This is a genomic window from Vibrio sp. QJM3NY_35, from assembly GCF_057785915.1.
Window position 1 is genome coordinate 1,260,000 of the sequence record NZ_CM173507.1, and the last position, 22,820, is coordinate 1,282,819.

Below are 22,820 nucleotides of genomic sequence, written 5' to 3' on the forward strand. Positions count from 1 at the left end.
CATCTGAGCGGCGTTTTTGTTTGAAAGGAACCTGAAACTAATACTAGATGGTTTGATTCTTGAGTGTCTGGAACCCAAAATAAATACGCATGAACGTGGTTAGCCAACATGCTGCACCAAAGGTGTAAGCGATAACCGCAAAGTGTTGAGGCCAAATACAGAAAGCAATGAAACAAGCGATGGTTTCTGTTCCCTCGGTTAACCCCGACATGTAGTACAGAGACTTATGCTTATAGGCTGGGTTTTCGATGCCTCGCTTGCCTGCCATAACCGCAAACGCTAAAAAGCTGCTGCCTGTGCCGATAAAAGAGAAGATCAAAAATGCACCGGCAATGGCGTTATGTTCTGGGTTGGCAATGACAAATCCAAAAGGGATCAACGAGTAGAATAGGAAATCTAGGCTGATGTCGAGGAAACCGCCGGCATCACTAATGCCTTGGATTCGAGCCAAGGCTCCATCAAGCCCGTCGCAAACCCTGTTAAATACAATAAACCCCAACGCCCATTCGTATTGCTGAAATGCTAACGCTGGAAATGCAAAACACCCAACCAGAAATCCGAATAACGTGGTTTGATTGGCCGTGATACCCAATTGGTTCAGTAACTTAGCCGATTGATTCAATGGCCACTTAATGACTTTGATGGAGTACTTATCCAGCATTGTTACTTCTCCATGGCCAAGACAGTACTTCTGCCCCTTGAGGTACATCGGCTTCGTCGTGCGTGACCATTAATGTTGGGATATTCGCTTTGGTCAATTGTTCAAACACCCAATCGCGAAATTGTGCTCTTAACTCTTGGTCCAGTTTGCTGAACGGTTCGTCAAGCAGGGCGAGTTTAGGCTTGGCTAACAACATACGAGTTAAGCTTATTCTTGCGCGTTGACCGCCAGATATTTGATCCGGGAAAGATTCAGCTAAGTGAGTTAGCTCTATGTCTTTTAGTGCAGCCATTGCTTGCTGTTGACGAGCGGAACCCTTAACCGAATTAGGCAGAGAGAACGCCAAGTTTTCCCATACTTTTAGATGAGGGAATAGTAAGTCATCTTGAAACAAAATACCGACTTCACGCTGATGTGATGGAAGCTCGTCGAGCTGAATATCGTTCAACATAACGGTGCCAGAATACGAAAACTCTTCACTTAAGTGACCAGCAATCGCATCCAGTAAGGTCGACTTTCCGCAGCCACTCGGCCCCATCAAAGCCAGTATTTGGCCAGATTCTAATGTTACGTTTAGCGCTGAGAACAGCGAATCCCCATCGGTTTTACGGATGGCGAGGTCGTTGAGGTACAGACTCATTACTTAGGAGACCTTTAAAAGTAAGACGGCGATATCTAAGTTGAAGTCGGCTGACTAATATCGCTAAAGAGAAAAAGAACAGAGGCAATAGGGCCTGCCAAATGGCATAGATTGCTGTCACCCTGCGGTCGAAACCACTGGTTAGGGCAACTGCTTCTGTGGTGATCGTGCTAATGCGGCCCGCGCCGAGCATCAATGTTGGAAGGTACTGGGCCAAACTCACACTGATCCCGACCGACCAAGCAAAGGCAATCGCAGGAAGCAAAATTGGCAGTTTGATTGAGTACCAACTCTGAAATGGCGATTTACCTAGGCTCAGCGATGCTTTAATCAACCCATCATTGAAGCTTTTCCACGGGCCGTCCAAAGACAGATACACAAACGGGAAAGCAAAGAAAACATGCGCCCAAATCACCCAGAACTCATAGGCACTACTGCCGATGTAGAGGGTCGTGACTTGCATACCAAACAATACCGAGAGTTGAGGTATTAGCATTGGAATCGCGATGATAAAACCGGGCACTTGCCACTTGTATTTGATTCTGTATTCGTGAGCCACCAGCGCAAGCAACAAAGCGATTGAAGCGGCAATAAGACCAATCCATAAGCTTTGACCCACAGTACTCATGATGCCATCCCATTCGAACTCCCAGAAACGCTTGCTGTAGCGGCTCGGCAGTAAATCAGGAAAACGCCAACGCTGAGCAACGCTCCAAATTACCATTAAAGGAATGATCAGCAGTGAAAGGCTAGCAAGGATTGTGAATACCGTTTTCCCCGGAAGGTTTGCCCCTGTTCGTCCTGAATACTGCCAAGTTCGAAAGTACTTAAGAATTGCCCATTCAACTAAACGCGCCAAGGCGATGATCAACGAAGCTAAACCAAATAAAACGATGGCACCAGCAGCAGCTCGCGGGAGTAGGTTAAGGTCAGGATCGTTGAACCATTGCCATACCAAAACGGCAAAGGTCGGCGGGTTGGTTGGGCCAATGATCAGAGCAATATCGACAACCGAGACACTGTAAGCGAGTACTGCCAGTATTGGGAAGCGAAGCTTAGTAAACCATTGTGGGAAAATACATTTCCACCAGATCTGAGCACGGCTGTAACCGAGTGATGCACTCACCTTAGTGATACGCTCTACATCAATTTGCTGAAGTATCGAAATGCTCATCAGCAACAAGAAAGGGACTTCTTTGAGTGCGAGCATAATGATTAAGCCAAACGCGTATGGGTCTTTCACCAATAACGCCAACTCAGAGCTGGTAGCCGATTCGCCGAGCAAGTGATGTACGGCTCTTGCGCCAAGCCCCGTTGGGCTAAACAGAAATGCAAAGCCGATAGCGAAAGCCACATGTGGAATGGCAAGCATTGGCGATAGTGCTAACTCAATCTTTCTCCAAAACTTGTTTCCCCAAGAGGCTTGAAGAATACAAAAGGTCAGGAAGCAGGCTATATAGCTGCTTGCAATCGCTGAGCCTAGGCTTAAGCCAATAGAGTGCCAAGCCCCTTCCCATTGAAATACTTGGTCAAAACCGTTGAGTGTTGGCTCATCTAAACCTAGGGGCGGGATGAAACTCAGTGACGAAGCCACCACTCCCGCTACCCCAGGAATGGTTGGAATAATGCACACAGCTATAACAACAAAATATAGAGCGCGTAGCATGAAGACTAGTTACCGTATCGCTTAAGCCACTCTTTCTCGAGCGCGTTTTGCCAGCTTGGGTGTGGTTCATCAACCGACTTAAATTGCTGAGTATTTTTAGCACTGCCAGTGAGGTACTTGCTGTTCAATACTGAAGGATCGCCCCAAACATTAAGGTCACCCTTGCGAGATTGCGCTTCTGGGCTCAATAAGAAGTTGATGGTCACTTGAGCGCCTGAAGTTGCATTGGCATTCCAAGGGATTGCAAGGAAGTGAATATTAGATAGAGCGCCGCTTTCTAGAGCATAAGCCTTGGTGGTTTCCGCTAAACGGCCACTTGCCTGCGCTGAATATACAGAGTTTGGATTGAAGGTAATCGCGAGGTCGAGTTGTCCATCATCTAGAAGTTGGATGCTTTCTGATGTACCTGCTGGGAATTGTTTGCCACCGCGCCATGCCACTTTATGGAATTTATCTAAGTAAGCCCAAAGTGGCGCTGTTACCGCTTGGAAGTTATCTTCTGAAACCGGCTGAGCCAGCGCAGGGTTATTGTTTGTTAGTTCAATCAGTAGAGACTTAATGAAGCTCGTGCCATGAAATTCTGGTGGACGAGGGTAGCTTAATCGGTTCGGAAAAGCCTGAGCGTAGCTCAACATCTCAGAGAATGATTGTGGTGGATTGTGCAGCGTCTCTTGGTCGTGAATGAACACAAGTTGCCCAACACCCCACGGTGCTTCTAAGCCTTCTGTCGGCTCCGAGAAATCAACATCGATTGGCAAAGACTTATCGACATACTGCCAATTTGGAAGTGATTCCGTAAATGGCCCAAACAATAGCGCGTTGTCTTTCATCGAACGGAAGTTCTCGCCATTGATCCAGACGATATCGACGCTGCCTTCACTGTTCTTTCCTGCCGCTTTTTCAGCGAGCAGTCGAGTGGTGGTTTCCGCAATATCGGTTACTTTCACATGCTTCAACGTGACACCGTAGTCACTTTGTAATTTATTGCCTGCCCACTGTAAGTAACGATTGATCTCTTGGCTTCCGCCCCAAGCGTGAAAGTAGACAGTTTCTCCCTCTGCCTGCTGTTCTATTTGGTTCCAACTGTCGGTGGATGTTGCTTCATCAGCATAAATGGTTGCGCTGTATGCAACGGTTGCCATGATTCCTAACGTACTTACTATCTTGTTCATAAACTTTTCCATTTGGTAGTGAACGGGCAAGAGCATTGTATTTTCAAACTCCCTACAGTTATTCTATCTGTTTCTGAAATAAATTCTAATTCAACAGTAAATTCAATCAATTACTTGAGAACAAGCAGGGAGTTCACGGTTGAGTTTTGTTCGATCTGTAATCATCTTGAAAACTCGACAGACTCTAGGCTTTTGCCATCCTAGCAACAGACCGCTGAACCGTTGAATTTATTGCATCTAAATGAGAGATTTTTGAGGTTTATTGGAGGTTGGTACGAAAAGTCGGCGATGAGCGTCAATTTTGAAGAAGTAGTGACGGCAAGCTGGCAATAAAAAAGGAGCCATCAGGCTCCTTTAATCAGTATTTGGTTTCGATGACGGATTAGTTTACCCAGTCACGAATTGTGTACGTTAGCGTGTGTACATCGTTTTTCAGTACTAGCGTATCGTTTGTTAGGGTTACGTCGCTCCACTCGCTTAGAGTAGCAGAAACCGATTGTTCGATTTCCATCGCAGAGCCGTGACACATTTTCATTGTCATGCCCATTTGCTTGATACGGAATTGACCGTCTTTCAATTCGCCTTGACCGAAGAAGTTGTTACAACCAGCCATGCCGTTCGCAGTCATTTTTTCGCCGATCTCTAGACGAGGAGCTGCTTGGTCTTCGCTTTTCACAATGTCCTTGCCATCAATTTGTGCAAGTTCCCAATTATGGTGCTGTAGATCGGTTGGTGTTACTTGCATCGCGTTGTCACCTGTTGTTGTGCATGCTGCTAGCATCATAGGTAAAGCGGCTACTGCTAGTAATTTTTTTGAACTAAACTTCATATTATAAGGCTCCAAAGGAAAGAACGAAGTTACCGAATAAGTGTAACTTGATGGGTTCAAAGTATAGTTTACAAAACACTATATGTGTCAGTATAAGGTCATAGTTTAGTATGAATTTCACGAGCTGGGCGACAAATTAATCGCTTATTTTTTAATTAGTAAGCTCGATTTTGATGTGTAAGGAGGCATGGTGGAGCAGTTAGAGTTTTTCCAGGTTCCAAGCCCTTGCGTTGGGGTTTGCTCAAGCGATGATAAAGGCTATTGCAATGGTTGTATGCGCAAAAGAGAAGAACGCTTTAATTGGATGTCGATGACTCCGTCAGAACAATTGTACGTGATTAAGCTTTGTCGTCAGCGCTATCGAAGGAAGATAATGAAGCAAAAAAACTTGGTTGGTAAGTCGGTCGACGAAGAGGGAAATACAAGTCCCCAAAGAGATCTTTTCGGTTAAAGAGGAAGTATCAAGATTTTATTTAACTCCGAAGTAACTATTACTTTACATAATGGTTGGGGTGTAATATTAAGGTAGGTACCTTTGTACCAAAAGGAGTGATGTCGGTATGAATAAAAAGAGCGTAAAACTCAAAAAAGAACCGGTTAAAGCACTGGATCGAAAAAACATTGGGGCGAAAAATGACCCTGAAGAGAGCCCGCGTGATTGGCATTCGATGTCAGAAGAAGAACGAATGGAAATCCTTTCTCACCTTTCAGACATGCCTTTTCAATAACATCACTGATTCTTCAGAGTCTTTCTTAACCCCCTGTTTTCTTAAATAAACAGCTTTCTGAAATAAACATATTATTAAACAAACATATGATTCGCTTTCGTTACACCACGATGGTATGTACAAAATGTATCATCGGCCTCGGTGGTTTTACTATGAATCTTAATGTTGGTTATCACTTCTACAGCCCCAGCATCGTAACAAGCTTGCTCTGCCTTTTTAACGATATCGAGTAATTGGTTGAGTTCACCTTTCATCGTGGTTTCCATCGCACCGACTTGGAAAGGTACATCGGCAGCTTTCACAACTTCAATGGCTCTATCAACCACTTCGAAGTTGTTGCCTTCTTTAACGCGAGGTATCACTTGGAAGGCAACCATCACTTCTTTTTCTCTTTTTAACTCAGACACTTTCTGCTTACTCTAGGATAGGGAATTGTTGCAGATGATAGGTTAATGCGGAGACGAATTCTACAGCGGTTATGCTGGTTGGATTACTCTCGTTGTCCTACTTGTTACCCCAGTGGTCGCTTACCCAACCACCTATGTGCTCATCAAAATGACTGCCACTGAACCTCTGGTTACGTTCAACCGAAGTATCACAATCATCTTTATTATCTATTAGGGTTTGTATGTAGTTTGCCATCGGGTCATTGGAATGTTGACGATCTCGGCGGGTTGCCACTTCCTTAATCAGTTGTAATCGATATGTAGAGCTAGCACGTTTCATTTCAATGACCTCCTGTTGTAGACACTAATAGAAAAATCTAGTTGCCAGACATAGGGGCGTCAATGTGATTTAAGAGTATTTTTTTTGAGCAACCAAGAATCAATACGTTGGCGTCATAATTCACAAAAGTGTCATCTAAGTTTGCATTTTTAGGGAAGTTTTTGTGTGTAAATTTGTATTTTGTTGCATATAAAAAGCCCAGTTCAAACTGAGCTGATTATTCTATTTCTGCTTGCTTAGCGTTATTTCTGGTTACTTTGAGCTATTTGGTTTGCTTTTAAATTGCTTAATGCTCTTCTTTTTGGCTGTTCTTCGATTCGCCATTTTATCTTTAGGTGGACGCTTGCGAGCGGTCACTTCAGATGCAGGTTTGTCTGTAACAGGGAAACCTTCTAACGGTTGCAGCATTAACGGCTTATTGGTCAGGGTGCGAATTGCATTGAGATGCTCATTTTCACTGTGGCTAACCAGAGAGATCGCGTAACCAGTACTTCCTGCTCTTGCTGTCCGACCAACGCGGTGTACGTAAGTTGCTGCGTGAGACGGTAATTCGAAGTTAATTACGACAGGTAATTGATCAATATGAATGCCTCGAGCCATGACGTCTGTCGCGATAAGCACGCGAGTCTCGCCATTTTTGAAACTTTCTAATGCTTGCTCTCTTTCTTCTTGGCTCTTATTTCCATGCAACGCACTCACGCTGATCTTGGCTTTGTTCAATCGCTTGGTTAATGCGTCAGCATTGTCCTTCGCGCCAATAAAAACCAACACCTGTGACCATTGCTTTTGATTAAGAAGGGCAATCAATGCTTGAGCCTTACTGCCTTTGTTCACGAGATACAGTGTTTCTTCAATGGTTTCGACAACGCTGTTTTCTTGGTGAGTCGTGATCTTCTCTGGGCTTGATAACAGCGTTTCAGCTTGATTAACCAACTCTGGAGGAAGTGTTGCCGAGAATAGCAGTGACTGGCGCTTCGCTGGCAGAGCTACGGTGATCGCTTGAATATCTGGCCAAAAGCCCATGTCCATCAATCGGTCTGCTTCATCAAGAACCAATGACACACATTGAGTTAACTCCAATTCGCCACTCTTGATCACAGCCAGCAAGCGCCCCGGTGTTGCGATAGCAATCTGTGGCTTCGTTAATAATTGCTGTTGTTGGTCATCCGTATTTACACCGCCCGTCAACGTAATCGTACTGATATTAAGAGCCGTTGCGATCGGTTCTAAAGACTCAGCGACTTGAGACGCAAGTTCACGGGTTGGAACAATGATCAGTGCTTGCAGTTCATTTACATCTTGGTTGATGTTATTCAGTAAAGGTAAGCCGAACGCCAATGTTTTACCGCTGCCCGTTTGAGCCAATGCAAGTACGTCTTTCCCCGCAATAATGGTAGGAATTACCGCTTGCTGTATCTCTGTCGGCTTATTGAATTGAGCTGGGAGGGCGGAGACGGTTTTTGCGTTAAGGGTTAGGCTATCAAATGACATAAATGAACCAAGTATCAAAAGGGAGGTGGAGTCTAACAGGGCAGCAAATGTTAGAGAATTAGTTTTGTTCGTAACACGATAAACGCTCTCATTATATGCTTGAATTATGTATGTTAGCCATACGAGATAATTAAGCGTTTGTCATATTGTAATGGTACTGAATGGACGTACAATGTCTGCCCTAAAAATGTTCATGAAATGAGAGCGAAATGAGTTGGGAAAGTATCTGGCTGTTTATTGTCATCGTGTTTTTTATTGCGATCATTCCAGGCCCAAATGCTCTGTTGGTATTGAGCACGGCTTTAACTCAAAGAAAGTTGTTTGCGTTTATTAACGTGTTGGGTGTGTCATGCGGGTTCTTGTTTCATGCGTTTGTTTCTGCGAATGGCATGAGCTTACTGTTATCTCAGACTCCAATGGCCTTTGAGGGACTGAAGTGGGTGGGTGTATTGTACTTAGCATGGCTTGGGTACAACCATTTTCGGGCGGCATTGCGAGCTCAAGAGGGCGTGCTTGCTATAGTGAGCGCATCGGGCAGTAAGCTTTATAACCAGTTTTTCAAAGGACTCTTCACTAACCTACTTAACCCTAAAATCGTTCTATTCTACCTTTCGATATTCCCTCAGTTTGTTTCTAAGGATCACATTGTGTCCGACAGTTTAATGCTGGGCGCGATACAGGCGACAGTGGTTGCTACATGGTTTTTGGTTGTCATTTTGATGGCTGATACGTTTAAGACATTATTGACGAAAAAGCGCACGTCTCAATGGATGAACATTGTGTGCGGGTTGTTGTTTGTTGGCTTCAGTATTCAGTTGGCGCTGTTTCAGCTTTAGGGTTCATAGTTAATAATCGACCCCCTAGCATCTACGACTCATATCTCACTTTTTACTGAATACTCAACAATCCTTGTTTCTGTGCATAAATCTCTAAAGCATTAGCTCGTAAAGTCGATATAATGGTCAGATATCAATTCAGTGAATGTGTTCGTTCGAAATCCAATTGAAGCTAAAGGCTATTGCTTGACCGAATAAACAGAGACAGGGAGTCACAGATGAGTGAAGAGTCATTCACCCAGAAACGCAAATATTACCGCTTGAAGTACCCAAAAAAGGCACGTCCAGTGATGCGAATTAAGGATGAGCTTTTTCATGTGAGTGAAGTGTCTGAAAAGGGTGTGCGCTTGATGATGCGTAACATCATTCCTGTTTATCGAGGCTTCTCAATGGCGGGCAGTTTAAGACTGCACGATAACAACACCATTGATATTAGTGGTGCAGTGCTGCGACAAGAAGGCGATGAAGTGATCGTTCAGTTGTTAGAAGGACCAAGCTTCAAAGATATGGTGTCAGAACAAAGACACATTAGACAAAGATACCCAGTATTTTTTGCTAGCCTCAGAGTGGCTTAGAAAGCTTTTAAAGTTAGATGCCTTAAAGCCCAAGTCACTCATTTAGATCCGATATTAAAAAGCCCAGCACTTTCACAAGTGCTGGGCTTTGCTATATATGTAAGCAAACTAACTATACGGACAAACTAAGGCGCTTAGCCTGTCTATGGTTCGTTTTATAGCTCGTCTACTGTTGCCCAAACCGCTGCTAGCATGTCGTGACCAAATGCAACACTGCGCTCTGGAGACCAGCCGTAAAGTTCGTCAGCGTGGCTGATGTGATCTTTAAACGGCATCTCGACAGTGTAAGCCAGACATTTGAACTGCTCGCCGATCCAGTTTGTGCCGACGGTCATATTTGCTTTGCCCGGTTCGTCTTTATCGTAACCAAATTCATCTTGGAATTCTGGCGTGATAGTCAGAAGCGCTTGCTTGAAGTGGTTCTCCAGTTTTGCAATGCGCTCGTTGTATGAAGGTTTGCCTTCGCTACCTGCAACAAAGTTATACGGGATCGCTTCATCACCGTGAATGTCTAGGCACAGATCAACGCCAGTTTCTAGCATGCGCTCGCGCACAAGGAAAACTTCAGGACTGCGCTCTAGAGAAGGTGATTGCCATTCGCGGTTAAGGTTTACACCAATCGCATTAGTGCGCAGGTGACCACGGATGCTGCCATCTGGGTTCATGTTAGGCACAACACGGAAAACAACGCTGTCTAGAAGAGAGCGACCGACTGTGTCTGTCTCATCAAGCAGGCGTTGCAGCAGACCTTCGATTAGCCATTCAGCCATAGTCTCGCCTGGGTGTTGGCGACCAATAACCCAGATGTTTTTCTTATCTTCACTTGGCTCACCAATGGTTAGCAAGGTGATGTCGTTGTTGTCTAGCGTGTGACCTAGAGTTTCAAGCTTACAAGCCGGGTGCGTTTGAGCACTGTGCAGAAGATCCTGGTGACGATCGTATGAGTACGGCGCGAAGTACGCGAAGTACATTGAATCGTGTTCAGGGATGATATCAAAGCTTAATGTATCGCCATCGAACTGAGATGGAATTCGGAACCACTCTTCACGGTCATAAGATGCTACAACATCATAATCTTTCCACCCATCAGGGTAAGCAGATGTTGCCAATTGGCCGATTTCAAAGTGGTGAGCTTGTTGAGCTTCGCTTTCTAAACGGAAGTGAAACCACTGAGAGATTTCAGTCTGGTTGTCTGCTGGGATAGTCAGTTGAATATTTTGTGGTGAATCTGCTGAAACGACGTGAATGTTGCCGCTTTCGAAATTGCTGAAAATTTTCATTGTAGTTTTTATCTCGTAGTTGAGTTGCCGTAAGACTAGCACACTTTTTTTCGAGCAAACCACTAACTAAATCGTAATGAGATGTTATTTCAATTCTCTATTTTTTGTTATCTACGTTTAAGCTTTCTGATTTTGAACTAGCGGCGTTGGCAAGTCGTACAGCCACGACAGGCTGATCGTGTGTAGCGATCCAGTTTACTGCGTTGAACCTTACAGTACGCGTTTTTCAGTGCTCTTCTTCCAGAAAACCAATCATCGGGTTTCGAGAGGATCAGATAACCATTAAAGCGCTTCACGAGCTCTATTCTATTTTGGTCGATAAACTTGCTATCAAAGCCAATTTCAAAGTAATCAAGCGCTTGTTCGATGGAGGTGAAACTCGCTATTTTTTGCTGGAATTCTGTCTGGTTCATGGAGTGAAGAGTTTATGAAAAGAGTTAGCCGACATTGTATTAGATTTACAATTTACTTCTTTGATTTGGGAGCGAGTTTAACTTCTTTATTGTTGAATTAATCAGTTATTGAAATTCAATGTGCACACTGCATTTTCTGGGTGAATTGGTTTTTGGTGCGCTAATTTTTCAAAGTGAAATCAAGCTCTCAGAAAGGGCCATTTTTTGTTCCTCAGGTTGCGATTGATGATCCAAATCAAACGGATCTACCCCTAAAGTACTATTCTGATCTCAATTGTAACCAATTGTTGAAGATGATTAAGAATTATGACAATAAAAAAACGTTATATCGCACTAATAGCGGCGGTTGGTATAGGTATTGGCTGGTTAACCTTAGGGGGAACTGCAGCCGTTATGCACTATACATCGAGCACTGAGTTTTGTGTTTCTTGCCACACGATGGAAGCACCCCACAAAGAGTATCAAGGTTCAGTTCACTTCAGTAACGCAAAAGGCATACGAGCTGAATGTGCCGATTGCCACATCCCAACGGATCCGATTGACTATGTGATCACTAAAGTAAGAGCGTCTAAAGACATCTACCACGAATTCATCTCAGGCAAGATCGATACGCCTGAGAAATATGAAGCACATCGTGAAGAGATGGCTGAAACAGTATGGGCTCAATTCCGTGAGAATGACTCAGCGACGTGTCGCTCTTGTCACGAATTCGATGCAATGGAAGAGTTTGAGCAATCTCGTGATGCAGCGAAAATGCACGCTTACGGTAAAGAGAACAACCAAACGTGTATCGACTGCCACAAAGGCGTTGCGCACTTTGCCCCTGAAGCTCAGCTAGACAGCAAAGCATTCGATACCCTGATTGCCTTTACCAAAAACACGCCAGCAGATGCGAAAGTGGTTTACCCAGTAACCGATATCGCAATGGGCGAATTCGGTAGCGTAAACCCAACGGCTGAACTTGAAGTAGTTAAAGCTGAAGGCGACAACCGTACGGTGACTCTGAATGCCTTCCAAATGAAAGGCGCAGAGCAAGTGCTTTACTTCGGTGAAGGTCAACGTGCAATCGTTGCGACACTGACAGACAAAGGTCAAGAAGCACTGACTACTGGTGAATACGAAGCCGATGCTTACGGTAACGAGTGGCGTTCTGTTGCGTTAACGGGTGACATTACTGATCCAGTTGTCGATAGCCTAGACCCAATCTGGTCTTACGCAGAAGAGTTGGACAATGTTTATTGTGCAACGTGTCACGCGAAGATTCCTTCAAATCACTTCACTGTGAATGCTTGGGGACCTGTTGCGAAAAGTATGGGAGACCGTACCGACATTTCTGAGCAAAACCTTGAGCTGTTGACTAAGTACTTCCAAAACCACGCGAAAGACGTTGTTGGTCACTAAAGAGAATTAGAAGGATAAAATTATGACTAATATGACCCGTCGTGGATTTATGAAAGGCACAGGTATTACTGCTGGTGCGTTGGCATTCACATCCTTGACGCCGATGAGCGCAATGGCTTCTGACAAGCGCGGTTCTGGTGTTCTAACATCAGGCCGTATGGGACCAATGCTGTGTGAAGTGAAAGATGGCAAGTTAGTATCGACCACGAATGCACTGGCACAAACCGTTCCAAACAGCCTACAAACTACAGGCCCTGACCAAGTACACACCAAAGCGCGTGTTAAATACCCTATGGTTCGTAAAGGCTACTTGGCTAACCCATCAGCACCTGAAGGTGTACGTGGCAGCGATGAGTTTGTTCGCATCTCTTGGGATGAAGTGTACAAACTGATTCATCAACAACATTCACGTATTCGTAAAGAGCACGGTGCAGAATCGGTATTCGCAGGTTCTTACGGTTGGCGTTCAAGTGGTGTTTTGCATAAAGCGCAAACACTTCTACAACGTTACATGAGCATGGCTGGTGGTTACTCTGGTCACTTAGGTGATTACTCAACAGGTGCTGCGCAGGTCATCATGCCGCACGTGGTGGGCTCGATTGAAGTGTATGAACAACAAACGACTTACCCAGTCATCCTTGAACACAGTGATGTGGTGGTACTTTGGGGTCTAAACCCAATCAATACCTTGAAGATCGCCTGGAGCTCAACGGACTGTGCAGGTCTTGAATTCTTCCACCAGTTGAAGAAATCGGGCAAGACAGTGATCGCGATTGATCCAATGCGTTCTGAAACTATTGAGTTCTTTGGCGACAACGCTGAGTGGATTGCTCCGCACCCAATGACTGACGTAGCCATGATGATGGGTATTGCGCACACATTAGTGAAGCAGGGTAAACACGACAAAGAATTCTTGGGCAAATACACAACAGGTTATGACGTATTCGAAGCTTACCTAATGGGTAAAGAAGACGGCATTGAAAAATCTGCTGAGTGGGCGTCTGAGATCTGTGGTGTGCCTGTGAAGCAACTGGAACTGCTGGCTGATATCTTTAGTAAGAACCGTACTATGCTGATGTCTGGCTGGGGTATGCAGCGTCAACAATACGGTGAACAACGTCACTGGATGTTGGTTACGCTAGCGACAATGCTAGGTCAAGTTGGCTTACCTGGTGGTGGTTTCGGTCTTTCTTACCACTACTCAAACGGTGGTAACCCTGCTCGTGATGCAGGCGTACTTCCTGCGATTTCAGCGTCGCTTGGCGGTGGTTCTTCGGCGGGTAACGACTGGGCAGTTTCAGGATCTGTGAACGCATTCCCTGTCGCGCGTATTGTTGAAGCGCTAGAAAATCCGGGTTCAAGCTACCATCACAATGGCCACAACCTAACGTTCCCAGAGATCAAAATGATTTGGTGGGCAGGCGGTGCGAACTTTACTCACCACCAAGATACCAACCGCTTGATCAAAGCTTGGCAAAAGCCAGAGCTGATTGTTATCTCAGAACCTTACTGGACAGCTGCAGCTAAACATGCGGATATTGTGTTGCCAATTACGACATCGTTTGAACGTAATGATATGACGATGACCGGTGACTACAGTAATCAACACCTAGTGCCAATGAAGAAAGTCGTTGAGCCTCAAGGTGAAGCGCGTAATGACTTCGATGTGTTTGCAGACATGTCTGAGTTACTTGCTCCGGGTGGTCGTGATGTGTACACCGAAGGCAAGACCGAGATGGAATGGCTGTATGGTTTCTACAAAACCGCACAGCAAGGTGGTCGTGGTCAGCGTATCGTAATGCCTAACTTCAGCAAGTTCTGGGAAGATAATCAGTTGATCGAGATGAAGTGGAACGAGAAGAACGCACAGTTTGTTCGTTACGCTGATTTTCGTGAGAACCCAATCATGAACCCACTAGGTACACCAAGTGGTAAGTTCGAGATTTTCTCAAGAACGATTGAAGGTTACCAATTAGACGATTGTCCACCGCACCCTACTTGGTTAGAGCCGACAGAGTACACAGGTAATGCTAAAGATGGCGAACTGCAATTGATGACAGCGCACGCAGCGCACCGTCTACATAGCCAGTTCAACTACGCGAAGATTCGTGAAGAGTACGCGATTGCAGACCGCGAGCCGATTTCAATTCACCCTGAAGACGCAAAAGCGCGTGGCATTAAAACGGGTGACTTGGTTCGCGCACACAATGGTCGTGGTCAAGTATTGGTTGGAGCACTAGTGACAGATGGCATCAAACAAGGCTCTGTATGTATCCATGAAGGCGGTTGGCCAGATTTAGATAAAGATACAGGCCTATGTAAAAACGGCGGCTGTAACGTACTTACGTTGGATATTCCGACCTCTCGTTTGGCAAATGGTTGTGCAGCGAACTCTGCGCTTGTGAAAATTGAAAAATACACAGGCCCAGTATTAGAACTGACAGCATTTGATCCACCTAAAAATGGCTAATCTTTAACGAGAAATAGCTAATTGAACGAAGCCAGCCTAACCGCTGGCTTTTTTTATGATCTTTTTTGCGATGGAAAGACTATTACTGTGTGTCGAGTAGACACCTGATAATAATCAACGACATCAAAGCAAGAGAGAATCCCATGAATCGAATCAACCCAAAGAAGTTATTTCGTAGCAAATGGACAGCTGTTAGCCCTGTGAAGAAAGAAAAGCACTTCATGGTGACAGAAGTCGAATTTGATGAAGGGGAGGTAGTGCGCTGCATGATAGAGGCGGTCATGACCAAACGAGAAGAAGACATCAATTGGCGAGACCTCACCGATAATCAAAATTGGCTCCCAGGCTGGAAGTAGGGCCAGAAGCCTGTTTGATTAGAATCTGGTGTTAATGGCGAACTGGCGTTTATCGGATATTCGACGCTCTCATTTGCCAGTACTTGAGCCCCTCTAACACACCCGCAGCGTGTGTTGCGGTGCTGGTGTATACATTGTCTCTATCGGACAGATGAGCCACCTCTGGATAATGGTTAGCCACTAAGATCGAATTTACACCCTCTATCGTTAGCATGGATGTGTCGTTTGCAGAGTCGCCCGCGACACACACTTCTTCTACGCTCAAATCATGTTGCTTGAGTAGATGATGAATCGCAGTAGCCTTATTGACGCCCTTTGGTGTGATGTCTAAATACCAGTCGTGGGAGTAGGTGAGATGCACATCCAATCCGTGCGACTCCAAACTTGATTCGATTAACTCATGTTGAGGTTCAGACAGCTTCCCTTCAAAAGTAATCTTGTAATCACCTTGATGATTTTCAAAGCGTTCGCCCATAAAGTCGAGTGGTGCGAGTGCTGTCTCGACCTTGGATTTGTTCCACGAAGCTTCTAATTGATTGTGCCAAACATGATCGGGTTTTTGGGAATGAACGTGATGAATTCTAGTGCCAACATCGCTGATAATGCTGTGTGGTTTAGGGTAGTTATCAGACGCCAACCCAACTCGAATTGACGGCAGAGTTCTTCCTGTCGCAATGATAAAACGGATATCAGGTTGTTCGGTTAGGTAGTCAAATAACTGATTAACGCCATGAGAAGATCCTCCATCTAGCGTCCCGTCAAAGTCACACACCAGCATTTTTATCATTCGAATTCCTTGTCTTTTTCTCTCATTCATCGCGGGGAAATGTCTATTTCTTTTATAAAGAATGGCTCAGCAGTGAGCACTCTACAAGTTGTCTTGTGGCTTAGATAATCGATATTGAACAGTTTGCAGCAAGTATCACAGTTGGTGTGATGTTTTGAAATTCTGGGTTGAAAAACTCGCTTTTGTCTCGCTGGTTTTAGCTTATTTCCCTTTGGTTTTTAGACTATGAAGAGTGGGGGATGTGATCCTTACAATAGGCTGAGTGCTTGCATCTAAAGCGTCACGAAATCTTAATAAATAGTTTGTATTCGAATTATTTGTGCACGAACTATTTGATGCTATTCTTGGTCTGTTTAGCGTATTAATTGCTCAAATGTAAAATAAATATTCAATAATCTATCAGTAAGTAATACATAATATTGCGAGCTGTCTTGTTGTTTTAATGTCTTTTATTTTCAGTGTCTTGGGTGTTTGTTGTTTTGTTTTTAATCATTATTTTTTCTAGGGGATTGCTGGTTTTGCAGGTAGCTTACAGTACGAAGCCCCTTGATTTACACTGGTTAATTACTTAGAGTGCTAATCGTTTTTTGAGTTTAAATAAGTCATTTTTAAGTTTAAAGGACCGTTTTTAAGTTTAAATAACAGTATTTGAGCTTAAATAACTATAAGTTTAGATAACTAAGAAAGGATTAGATTACATGGATCCCATACTGGAAGTTAAGGGACTGTACAAGGTGTTTGGTGAAGACACCGACCGTGCTTTTACGATGATTAATCAAGGTGCGGACAAAGACAAAGTTTTCGAAGAAACAGGTCTAACGATCGGCGTTAACGATGTTTCTCTTAGTATTCAAGAAGGCGAGATTTTCGTAATAATGGGACTGTCAGGATCTGGCAAATCAACCCTAGTACGCCTTCTTAACCGCTTGATTGAACCTACCAAAGGTAATGTGCTTCTACGAGGCAAAGACATTGCCCACATCTCAGAAGATGAACTCCGCGAAGTTCGCCGCAATAACATCTCCATGGTTTTCCAAAATTTCGCATTGATGCCTCACATGACTGTCATCGAGAATGCCGCGTTTGGCCTTGAGCTTGCTGGTGTTGATGTAGATAAACGAAAAGAGTCAGCACTGGCCGCGTTAGAACGAGTTGGCCTTGGCGCGTATTCGGAGTCTTACCCAGATGAACTGTCTGGTGGTATGAAGCAGCGTGTTGGTTTGGCTCGCGCCTTAGCATGTGACCCAGACATTCTGTTAATGGACGAAGCGTTCTCTGCACTCGATCCACTGATTCGTACCGAAATGCAAGACGAGTTAATCCGACTTCAAAATGACGATAAACGAACGATTGTTTTCATCTCGCATGATTTGGATGAAGCGATGCGTATCGGTGACCGAATCGCGATTATGCAAAATGGTAAAGTGGTTCAAGTGGGTACTCCTGATGAAATCTTGAATAGCCCTGCGAACGACTATGTTGAAGCCTTCTTCCGTGGTGTGAATGTCGCAAGCGTTCTTACGGTTAAAGACATCGCGCGCAAGAAACCTGCAGCGGTATTTAAGAAATCTGAGCACGATGGTCCAGCTTCGGCTCTGCAAATCTTAATGGATAACGACCGTGAATACGGCATCGTTGTTGAGAAGAGCAGTCACTACTCAGGTATTGTTTCTATCGATTCCCTTCGCAAAGCCCACAAAGAGAACAAATCGTTGGTGAGCGCTCAGCTAAGTGATGGCCTAACTCTGAATCCAGATTTACCAATCAATGATGTGCTTGGCCTTGTTGGCGGTGTGCCTTATTCCGTTCCTGTTGTGGACGAGCAAGGTAATTACTTTGGCGTTGTGACTAAGTCACGATTGCTACAAACATTAGATAAGGGATAGATCATGTCGTCGGAACAAACAAATAATGACCCATGGTCGCAAGCCGCTCCCTCTACTCAGCCAGCAAGTGATCCTTGGGGCCAAACAACGGAAACTGCACCATCTGCGGATTGGCTAAGCAGCGAAACCGTTGAGGTGACGCCTTTTGACCCACTGAACCCTTTTGCTGAAGCTGTACTACCAGTCGATACTTGGGTTGAGTCTGGTCTGAATTGGTTGGTTGAACACGGACGCCCACTGTTTCAGGCGATACGTGTGCCTATCGATTTCATCTTAAGTTCATTTGAAACAGCTCTGGTTTCTACGCCAGCACCATTCATGCTGATCATCTTGTTTTTAGTCGCATGGCAGTTTTCAAACCTGAAGCTTGGTGTTGCTACCGCAGTATCCTTGACGTTCATTGGCTTGATTGGCGCTTGGTCCGAAGCCATGACCACGCTTTCGTTGGTGATGACATCGGTCTTCTTCTGCTTGTTGATTGGTTTACCTATGGGGATATGGCTCGCCCGCAGTAACACGGCGGCTAAGTTCGTTCGTCCAATTCTGGATGCAATGCAAACCACGCCAGCCTTTGTTTATCTCGTGCCAATCGTAATGTTGTTTGGTATCGGTAACGTACCGGGTGTTGTTGTGACCATCATATTCGCACTGCCACCAGTGGTACGTTTAACCATTTTGGGTATTCAACAAGTTCCGGAAGAGTTGATCGAAGCAGGTCACTCATTCGGCGCGAGCAAAAAGCAGATGCTTTATCGAATTCAACTGCCATTAGCATTGCCAACCATCATGGCGGGCGTAAACCAAACACTGATGCTGTCGCTATCTATGGTGGTTATCGCATCAATGATTGCGGTTGGTGGTTTAGGTCAAATGGTACTGAGAGGTATCGGCCGCTTAGATATGGGGCTGGCCGCAGTCGGTGGCTTAGGCATCGTTATCTTAGCCATCTTATTAGACCGAATCACCCAAGTGCTGGGTGTCAACGCAGGTAATACAAAATTACGCTGGTATCGCATGGGACCCGTTTCCCTTGTACTGAATGTACTTAATCGCGGTAACAAATCAGAACTTCAATTAAGGAAAAACACCAATGAATAATTCATGGAAGAGCAAACTTGCAGTGAGCATCGTTTCTACACTGGCTGTATCAGCGAACGTGTGGGCAGCAAGCCTGCCGGGTGAAGGTGTATCGGTTCAGCCTGTTCAATCGTCTGTAGCAGAAGAAACATTCCAAACGTTGATTGTTAACCGTGCTCTAGAAGAACTTGGCTACGATGTGAAATCGACGCAAGAAGTGGACTACAACGTAGGCTACACCTCAATTGCAAAAGGTGACGCAACGTTCCTAACGGTAGGTTGGTTCCCACTTCATGCAGACAAATACACAATGGCGGGCGGCGATGAAAAATTCTACCGCGAAGGCCAATATGTAAGTGGTGCAGCGCAAGGTTACCTGATTGATAAGAAAACGGCAGAAAAGTACAACATCACTAACATTGGTCAATTAACTGATCCAAAAATCGCGAAACTGTTTGATGCAGACGGTGATGGCAAAGCAGATCTAACAGGCTGTAACCCAGGTTGGGGCTGTGAAATGGTTATCGAACACCAACTGTCGGCATTCAAACTGGACGATACGGTAACTCATAATCAAGGTAACTATGCGGCTATCATCGCAGACACGATTTCACGTTACCAAAAGGGTGAATCAATCCTTTACTACACGTGGACACCGTACTGGGTAAGTGGTGTATTGGTTCCTAACGAAGACGTAGTATGGCTAGAAGTACCATTCTCTTCACTTCCTGGCGAGCGTTCGGATGTCGATACTACTTTGTCTAATGGCAAAAACTATGGCTTCCAAATGAACTCAATGCGTATCATCGCGAATAAAGAGTTTGCGAAGAACAACCCATCAGCGGCTAAGCTTTTCGAAATCATCAAACTGAACATCAACGATGTAAGTGCTCAGAACATGATGATGAGTAAAGGTAAGAACAGCTCGGCTGATATCGAAGCGCACGTAAACGGTTGGATTAAAGCGAACCAAAATACGTTTGATGCTTGGATTGCAGAAGCGAAGAAAGCAGCACTGTAACTTTGACTTGTATTTGCTCTGTCTGACTAGACATTTTGATTTGAAATGATGAGCGTGTTGAGTGATTGTGTAGAGTCACTGAATCACCTTCAAATCAAGTGATTAGGCGACAGAGTCAAACATTATTATACGTTTGGTATTGTAGTACTCGATGTATTCTTTAATTTGCTCTATCAGAGCATCTGCATCTTCAAAGCTTTGGTTGTGATACATCTCGGTTTTGAGTAAAGCAAAAAAGTTTTCAGCAACAGCATTATCCAAGCAGTTACCTTTTCTCGACATGCTTTGCGTTAACCCACTCTCCGCTACCTTTTTCTGATACTGTCGATGGCGATATTGCCAACCTTGATCGCTGTGTATAATTGGCTTTGAGTTGGGTTTCAGCTTTGATATAGCCTCCGTCAGCATATCCGTGACAAGCGGCAGCAGGCATTTTTGGCCACTCTATAAGCTACCACTTCCTGAGTAAACAAGTCGACAACGGGAGACAAGTATACTTTCTGCTCTTTGACTTTGAACTCCGTGACATCAGTTACCCACTTTTCATCGGGTTGAGTCGCACTAAAATCTCTTTCAAGCACGTTGGGAGCAGCTTTCCCTGACTCTCCTCGGTATGAACGATACTTTTTAATCCTGACCGTCGATTTAAGGTTTAGCTGAGCCATAAGCCTTTGAACCGTTTTGTGATTAAGCGCGACCCCCTGATTTTTTAGTTCTAAATGAATACGACGATAACCGTATCGGCCCTTATGTTCATGATAAATTGACTTTATCAACCGCAGCTCACGTTCGTAGCTATTTGGGCGCTTGCTCGTTTGAGCCTGATAATAAAAGACACTTTTTGCCAGCTGTAGAGTCTGCAGTAAGTGCTTCAACGGGTACTTGCCTTTAAGAGTTAGAGCTATGACCGCTTTTTCTTTGTTCGACGGTTTTTTTCCTGCTCCAACTCTTCCAACTTTTTTAGAACGGCATTCTCGGTTCGTAAGTAGACCAACTCCTCTTTTAACTCCTCAAGTGTCATTTCATTATCAGGCTTAGTGGTACGTTGAGGTTGTTGTTTCATTGAGGGTCTTCCTTTCTGGCGCATTTTGAGCCCCTTGATACCGAGCTCATTAAATCGTTTGAGCCAGGCAGACAGTGTCCCAGGGGATGAGAGGTTTAATACTGCGCTAGTGTGCGTGAGAGACCATTCATTCGTCCACATTAAATTCAATGCTTTTCGTTTTGTCTGAGCAGTAGCCGCATGCTTAGTTGGTAAAAATGAATCAGTACCATGGATGGCAAAGACTTGAGCCCAATACCGTATCTGCCTTGAAGAAATTGAATATTGTTTTGCTAAGTAGAGAGATGACGTGCCATCTAAGTATTGCTTAGCAATGATACATTTTAGTTCTCGGCTATATTTGGACATAAAAAGACCCCCAATAATTGGTGTCCAACTATTGGGGGTCAGTTCATACATTGGGGCTTTTTATTTTTGCTCTATGGACAAACTAGGGGCAAGCATCTACTCTGACGGCAAATTCTGCTTCAACTCCAGAAGCATTCGATAAGCACTTTCGCCAGACATTTCGTACGGGTTAAATTGATCAGACGTTGAAAACTGTAAATTCAACAGTTCGGTTAAATTGGACTGTGGAATGTCACCCATCGACCAATCCCCAAATTCTCTACAATCAATCTCCTTAAAATAGAGTATGGCCACTTTCTCGTGCCGCTCATCATTAAGGATGTGATTGTATGTATGGTTAACTGCCTCTCTAGAACCTTCAATACATTGAAGAAAGTACTTTTGGTTATGGCTGAGAAGCCCCGTTAAATGGCTCTGCCGATTATGATCTCGCGAGATAGCGAGTATCTCCTCCAATGCTTTGGAATCACAACATTCGGAAAGGGTACTGACATAAATTAACCGAGTTAGGAACATAGGCATTATTTCGAATTTTTGTTCAAAGGGTATTAATAAATATAAGCCAAGCTGATGGAATTGCGAGTTATTGATCTAATTGTCACTCGGAGGCTTTTGGGAAGAGAAGAGGGTGGGGGGATGTAGAAAAGAACGGGTCGCTAGATACGCTAAAATGACTCAAATGTTGACCATTCAATCATTTCAGCGTCCTGCTAGTGATCTCGTTAGTTGTTTAGAATTGAAATCGATTCAACGTTTGAAGACGCATCAAAACGAACATTGACCAATACACTCTCTCGTTCGAAAGTCACGTCATCAAAATCAGTGGCTGCGATCTTGAATCCATTCCTTGCGAATAAACTCGTCACTGTTGTTCGTTGTTTCTGTTCCATAGCGCATGTCAGTAGTTCATTCATCGTGATCTCCATTAGGTAACCGTGTGCATAATGTAAGCGTACAACCTCTTTATTATGAGATCAATTGCTTAATCGATAAGCTGTGTTGATATGTTCAATCGAATGATTTTGGTATTCAAAAATTCAATAAGTAAGAGGGTTTATGGTTGTGCTGATTATGTAAAATAGAGCGTTATGTGACGGTGGTTCAACGTTCCTAGAGCGCGATATTCATTGTAAAAATCTCGTTGAAATAAGTGGTTACAAAGCAGAAGGAATCATGCCTGCCGTTTGGCTTGTCAGAGGGTGGGATTGAGTCAATTATTGGCTGATAACCAGCTTGGCTAAAGTACATTGATTTGTGATGCAAAAATACGCTAATGGACCTTCTTTATATTGAAATATTGCATGCTAAAGCTGTGTTGTTATAAGTGTTATTAATTGCATAAGCTTGATTTTAATATTTGTTTGATTTATAAATTCCCTACTCATCAATAACTT

General features: G+C 44.3%; 26 protein-coding genes and 1 pseudogene. 10 read left to right on the forward strand and 17 right to left on the reverse strand.

Going from position 1 to position 22,820, the window contains the following annotated elements; all coding sequences use genetic code 11:
* Positions 1–43: 43 nt before the first annotated feature.
* From AC3CH3_RS05735 to AC3CH3_RS05755, 5 genes are all read right to left on the reverse strand, one after another.
* Positions 44–661 carry a CDP-alcohol phosphatidyltransferase family protein gene (locus tag AC3CH3_RS05735; protein ID WP_488537933.1) on the reverse strand — a complete coding sequence of 206 codons (618 nt, stop codon included), beginning with the start codon at positions 659–661 and terminating at the stop codon, positions 44–46.
* Positions 651–1,301: an ATP-binding cassette domain-containing protein gene (locus AC3CH3_RS05740; protein WP_488537934.1), complete on the reverse strand. Its 651-nt coding sequence runs from the start codon at positions 1,299–1,301 to the stop codon at positions 651–653. The genes AC3CH3_RS05735 and AC3CH3_RS05740 overlap by 11 nt, the downstream gene beginning before the upstream one ends.
* Positions 1,267–2,967 (reverse strand): ABC transporter permease, encoded by a 1,701-nt coding sequence (locus tag AC3CH3_RS05745; protein WP_488537935.1) that lies wholly within the window; start codon positions 2,965–2,967, stop codon positions 1,267–1,269. The genes AC3CH3_RS05740 and AC3CH3_RS05745 overlap by 35 nt, the downstream gene beginning before the upstream one ends.
* A 5-nt stretch (positions 2,968–2,972) precedes the next feature.
* On the reverse strand, positions 2,973–4,139 hold the full coding sequence (locus AC3CH3_RS05750) for an ABC transporter substrate-binding protein (RefSeq protein WP_488537936.1): 1,167 nt from the start codon (positions 4,137–4,139) through the stop codon (positions 2,973–2,975).
* A 382-nt stretch (positions 4,140–4,521) separates the two neighbouring features.
* Positions 4,522–4,968 carry an META domain-containing protein gene (locus AC3CH3_RS05755; protein ID WP_004734625.1) on the reverse strand — a complete coding sequence of 149 codons (447 nt, stop codon included), beginning with the start codon at positions 4,966–4,968 and terminating at the stop codon, positions 4,522–4,524.
* A 187-nt stretch (positions 4,969–5,155) separates the two neighbouring features.
* On the opposite strand from AC3CH3_RS05755, the gene AC3CH3_RS05760 reads away from it, so the two are divergent.
* Positions 5,156–5,419 carry a DUF1289 domain-containing protein gene (locus AC3CH3_RS05760; protein ID WP_488537937.1) on the forward strand — a complete coding sequence of 88 codons (264 nt, stop codon included), beginning with the start codon at positions 5,156–5,158 and terminating at the stop codon, positions 5,417–5,419.
* A 109-nt stretch (positions 5,420–5,528) separates the two neighbouring features.
* A complete protein-coding gene (locus tag AC3CH3_RS05765; protein WP_488527064.1) occupies positions 5,529–5,696 on the forward strand; it encodes a hypothetical protein in 168 nt (55 codons plus the stop codon).
* 74 nt (positions 5,697–5,770) lie between these two features.
* On the opposite strand, the gene AC3CH3_RS05770 is transcribed toward AC3CH3_RS05765, so the two are convergent.
* From AC3CH3_RS05770 to AC3CH3_RS05780, 3 genes are all read right to left on the reverse strand, one after another.
* Positions 5,771–6,073, reverse strand: coding sequence for a thiamine-binding protein (locus tag AC3CH3_RS05770; RefSeq protein WP_248374857.1), 303 nt, complete (start codon positions 6,071–6,073; stop codon positions 5,771–5,773).
* A 127-nt stretch (positions 6,074–6,200) separates the two neighbouring features.
* On the reverse strand, positions 6,201–6,422 hold the full coding sequence (locus AC3CH3_RS05775) for a hypothetical protein (RefSeq protein ID WP_048609426.1): 222 nt from the start codon (positions 6,420–6,422) through the stop codon (positions 6,201–6,203).
* 252 nt (positions 6,423–6,674) lie between these two features.
* Entirely contained in the window at positions 6,675–7,913 is a 1,239-nt protein-coding gene (locus AC3CH3_RS05780) for a DEAD/DEAH box helicase (RefSeq protein ID WP_488537938.1), read from the reverse strand.
* Positions 7,914–8,122: 209 nt separating this feature from the next.
* On the opposite strand from AC3CH3_RS05780, the gene AC3CH3_RS05785 reads away from it, so the two are divergent.
* Entirely contained in the window at positions 8,123–8,749 is a 627-nt protein-coding gene (locus tag AC3CH3_RS05785) for a LysE family translocator (RefSeq protein WP_488537939.1), read from the forward strand.
* Between the two features lie 218 nt (positions 8,750–8,967).
* Positions 8,968–9,324, forward strand: coding sequence for a hypothetical protein (locus tag AC3CH3_RS05790; protein ID WP_054546628.1), 357 nt, complete (start codon positions 8,968–8,970; stop codon positions 9,322–9,324).
* A 155-nt stretch (positions 9,325–9,479) separates the two neighbouring features.
* Here the strand turns inward: AC3CH3_RS05790 and AC3CH3_RS05795 are convergent, their stop codons facing one another.
* On the reverse strand, positions 9,480–10,604 hold the full coding sequence (locus AC3CH3_RS05795) for a M14 family metallopeptidase (protein ID WP_488537940.1): 1,125 nt from the start codon (positions 10,602–10,604) through the stop codon (positions 9,480–9,482).
* Positions 10,605–10,741: 137 nt separating this feature from the next.
* Positions 10,742–11,017 carry a nitrogenase-stabilizing/protective protein NifW gene (locus AC3CH3_RS05800; protein WP_065112208.1) on the reverse strand — a complete coding sequence of 92 codons (276 nt, stop codon included), beginning with the start codon at positions 11,015–11,017 and terminating at the stop codon, positions 10,742–10,744.
* Positions 11,018–11,323: 306 nt separating this feature from the next.
* Here AC3CH3_RS05800 and AC3CH3_RS05805 point away from each other — a divergent pair, with 306 nt between their 5' ends.
* The 3 genes from AC3CH3_RS05805 to AC3CH3_RS05815 all read left to right on the forward strand — a co-directional run bounded on the left by AC3CH3_RS05805 (position 11,324) and on the right by AC3CH3_RS05815 (position 15,244).
* A complete protein-coding gene (locus AC3CH3_RS05805; RefSeq protein WP_132935848.1) occupies positions 11,324–12,418 on the forward strand; it encodes a NapC/NirT family cytochrome c in 1,095 nt (364 codons plus the stop codon).
* Positions 12,419–12,440: 22 nt separating this feature from the next.
* Positions 12,441–14,888 carry a molybdopterin guanine dinucleotide-containing S/N-oxide reductase gene (locus tag AC3CH3_RS05810; protein ID WP_488537941.1) on the forward strand — a complete coding sequence of 816 codons (2,448 nt, stop codon included), beginning with the start codon at positions 12,441–12,443 and terminating at the stop codon, positions 14,886–14,888.
* 143 nt (positions 14,889–15,031) lie between these two features.
* Positions 15,032–15,244: a TIGR02450 family Trp-rich protein gene (locus tag AC3CH3_RS05815; RefSeq protein WP_019824233.1), complete on the forward strand. Its 213-nt coding sequence runs from the start codon at positions 15,032–15,034 to the stop codon at positions 15,242–15,244.
* A gap of 49 nt (positions 15,245–15,293) precedes the next feature.
* Here AC3CH3_RS05815 and AC3CH3_RS05820 read toward each other — a convergent pair whose 3' ends face one another.
* On the reverse strand, positions 15,294–16,031 hold the full coding sequence (locus AC3CH3_RS05820) for an HAD-IIB family hydrolase (RefSeq protein WP_488537942.1): 738 nt from the start codon (positions 16,029–16,031) through the stop codon (positions 15,294–15,296).
* Positions 16,032–16,729: 698 nt separating this feature from the next.
* Between AC3CH3_RS05820 and proV the strand changes: the two genes are divergently transcribed.
* Genes proV through proX form a run of 3 tightly spaced genes read left to right on the forward strand, consistent with a single transcriptional unit; the run spans position 16,730 to position 20,015 of the window.
* Complete coding sequence (gene proV, locus AC3CH3_RS05825) at positions 16,730–17,917, forward strand: glycine betaine/L-proline ABC transporter ATP-binding protein ProV (RefSeq protein WP_488537943.1); 1,188 nt, start codon at positions 16,730–16,732, stop codon at positions 17,915–17,917.
* Between the two features lie 3 nt (positions 17,918–17,920).
* Complete coding sequence (proW, locus tag AC3CH3_RS05830) at positions 17,921–19,015, forward strand: glycine betaine/L-proline ABC transporter permease ProW (RefSeq protein WP_371713229.1); 1,095 nt, start codon at positions 17,921–17,923, stop codon at positions 19,013–19,015.
* The gene (gene proX, locus AC3CH3_RS05835; protein WP_488537944.1) at positions 19,008–20,015 is read left to right on the forward strand and encodes a glycine betaine/L-proline ABC transporter substrate-binding protein ProX; all 1,008 of its coding nucleotides are present in this window, start codon (positions 19,008–19,010) and stop codon (positions 20,013–20,015) included. Before proW ends, proX begins: the two co-directional genes overlap by 8 nt.
* Before the next feature lie 102 nt (positions 20,016–20,117).
* Here proX and AC3CH3_RS05840 read toward each other — a convergent pair whose 3' ends face one another.
* From AC3CH3_RS05840 to AC3CH3_RS05865, 6 genes and pseudogenes are all read right to left on the reverse strand, one after another.
* Positions 20,118–20,276: an IS3 family transposase gene (locus AC3CH3_RS05840; RefSeq protein ID WP_488538154.1), complete on the reverse strand. Its 159-nt coding sequence runs from the start codon at positions 20,274–20,276 to the stop codon at positions 20,118–20,120.
* A gap of 60 nt (positions 20,277–20,336) precedes the next feature.
* Positions 20,337–20,423, reverse strand: a pseudogene (locus AC3CH3_RS05845) (hypothetical protein); the annotation flags it as partial.
* Positions 20,417–20,920 (reverse strand): IS3 family transposase, encoded by a 504-nt coding sequence (locus tag AC3CH3_RS05850; RefSeq protein WP_488538155.1) that lies wholly within the window; start codon positions 20,918–20,920, stop codon positions 20,417–20,419. The pseudogene AC3CH3_RS05845 and the gene AC3CH3_RS05850, both read right to left, overlap by 7 nt.
* Positions 20,917–21,426, reverse strand: coding sequence for a helix-turn-helix domain-containing protein (locus AC3CH3_RS05855; protein ID WP_261875691.1), 510 nt, complete (start codon positions 21,424–21,426; stop codon positions 20,917–20,919). Before AC3CH3_RS05855 ends, AC3CH3_RS05850 begins: the two co-directional genes overlap by 4 nt.
* A 96-nt stretch (positions 21,427–21,522) precedes the next feature.
* Positions 21,523–21,942, reverse strand: coding sequence for a BLUF domain-containing protein (locus AC3CH3_RS05860; RefSeq protein WP_102310818.1), 420 nt, complete (start codon positions 21,940–21,942; stop codon positions 21,523–21,525).
* Positions 21,943–22,148: 206 nt separating this feature from the next.
* A complete protein-coding gene (locus tag AC3CH3_RS05865; protein WP_004734640.1) occupies positions 22,149–22,340 on the reverse strand; it encodes a hypothetical protein in 192 nt (63 codons plus the stop codon).
* Between the last annotated feature and the right edge of the window lie 480 nt (positions 22,341–22,820).

What these genes read in the sequence shown, in the direction of transcription:
- AC3CH3_RS05735 (WP_488537933.1), bottom strand. Translation starts at nt 661, where the DNA reads ATGCTGGATAAGTACTCCATCAAAGTCATTAAGTGGCCATTGAATCAA.
- AC3CH3_RS05740 (WP_488537934.1), bottom strand. Translation starts at nt 1,301, where the DNA reads ATGAGTCTGTACCTCAACGACCTCGCCATCCGTAAAACCGATGGGGAT.
- AC3CH3_RS05745 (WP_488537935.1), bottom strand. Translation starts at nt 2,967, where the DNA reads ATGCTACGCGCTCTATATTTTGTTGTTATAGCTGTGTGCATTATTCCA.
- AC3CH3_RS05750 (WP_488537936.1), bottom strand. Translation starts at nt 4,139, where the DNA reads ATGAACAAGATAGTAAGTACGTTAGGAATCATGGCAACCGTTGCATAC.
- AC3CH3_RS05755 (WP_004734625.1), bottom strand. Translation starts at nt 4,968, where the DNA reads ATGAAGTTTAGTTCAAAAAAATTACTAGCAGTAGCCGCTTTACCTATG.
- AC3CH3_RS05760 (WP_488537937.1), top strand. Translation starts at nt 5,156, where the DNA reads ATGGTGGAGCAGTTAGAGTTTTTCCAGGTTCCAAGCCCTTGCGTTGGG.
- AC3CH3_RS05765 (WP_488527064.1), top strand. Translation starts at nt 5,529, where the DNA reads ATGAATAAAAAGAGCGTAAAACTCAAAAAAGAACCGGTTAAAGCACTG.
- AC3CH3_RS05770 (WP_248374857.1), bottom strand. Translation starts at nt 6,073, where the DNA reads ATGGTTGCCTTCCAAGTGATACCTCGCGTTAAAGAAGGCAACAACTTC.
- AC3CH3_RS05775 (WP_048609426.1), bottom strand. Translation starts at nt 6,422, where the DNA reads ATGAAACGTGCTAGCTCTACATATCGATTACAACTGATTAAGGAAGTG.
- AC3CH3_RS05780 (WP_488537938.1), bottom strand. Translation starts at nt 7,913, where the DNA reads ATGTCATTTGATAGCCTAACCCTTAACGCAAAAACCGTCTCCGCCCTC.
- AC3CH3_RS05785 (WP_488537939.1), top strand. Translation starts at nt 8,123, where the DNA reads ATGAGTTGGGAAAGTATCTGGCTGTTTATTGTCATCGTGTTTTTTATT.
- AC3CH3_RS05790 (WP_054546628.1), top strand. Translation starts at nt 8,968, where the DNA reads ATGAGTGAAGAGTCATTCACCCAGAAACGCAAATATTACCGCTTGAAG.
- AC3CH3_RS05795 (WP_488537940.1), bottom strand. Translation starts at nt 10,604, where the DNA reads ATGAAAATTTTCAGCAATTTCGAAAGCGGCAACATTCACGTCGTTTCA.
- AC3CH3_RS05800 (WP_065112208.1), bottom strand. Translation starts at nt 11,017, where the DNA reads ATGAACCAGACAGAATTCCAGCAAAAAATAGCGAGTTTCACCTCCATC.
- AC3CH3_RS05805 (WP_132935848.1), top strand. Translation starts at nt 11,324, where the DNA reads ATGACAATAAAAAAACGTTATATCGCACTAATAGCGGCGGTTGGTATA.
- AC3CH3_RS05810 (WP_488537941.1), top strand. Translation starts at nt 12,441, where the DNA reads ATGACTAATATGACCCGTCGTGGATTTATGAAAGGCACAGGTATTACT.
- AC3CH3_RS05815 (WP_019824233.1), top strand. Translation starts at nt 15,032, where the DNA reads ATGAATCGAATCAACCCAAAGAAGTTATTTCGTAGCAAATGGACAGCT.
- AC3CH3_RS05820 (WP_488537942.1), bottom strand. Translation starts at nt 16,031, where the DNA reads ATGATAAAAATGCTGGTGTGTGACTTTGACGGGACGCTAGATGGAGGA.
- proV (WP_488537943.1), top strand. Translation starts at nt 16,730, where the DNA reads ATGGATCCCATACTGGAAGTTAAGGGACTGTACAAGGTGTTTGGTGAA.
- proW (WP_371713229.1), top strand. Translation starts at nt 17,921, where the DNA reads ATGTCGTCGGAACAAACAAATAATGACCCATGGTCGCAAGCCGCTCCC.
- proX (WP_488537944.1), top strand. Translation starts at nt 19,008, where the DNA reads ATGAATAATTCATGGAAGAGCAAACTTGCAGTGAGCATCGTTTCTACA.
- AC3CH3_RS05855 (WP_261875691.1), bottom strand. Translation starts at nt 21,426, where the DNA reads ATGTCCAAATATAGCCGAGAACTAAAATGTATCATTGCTAAGCAATAC.
- AC3CH3_RS05860 (WP_102310818.1), bottom strand. Translation starts at nt 21,942, where the DNA reads ATGTTCCTAACTCGGTTAATTTATGTCAGTACCCTTTCCGAATGTTGT.
- AC3CH3_RS05865 (WP_004734640.1), bottom strand. Translation starts at nt 22,340, where the DNA reads ATGAATGAACTACTGACATGCGCTATGGAACAGAAACAACGAACAACA.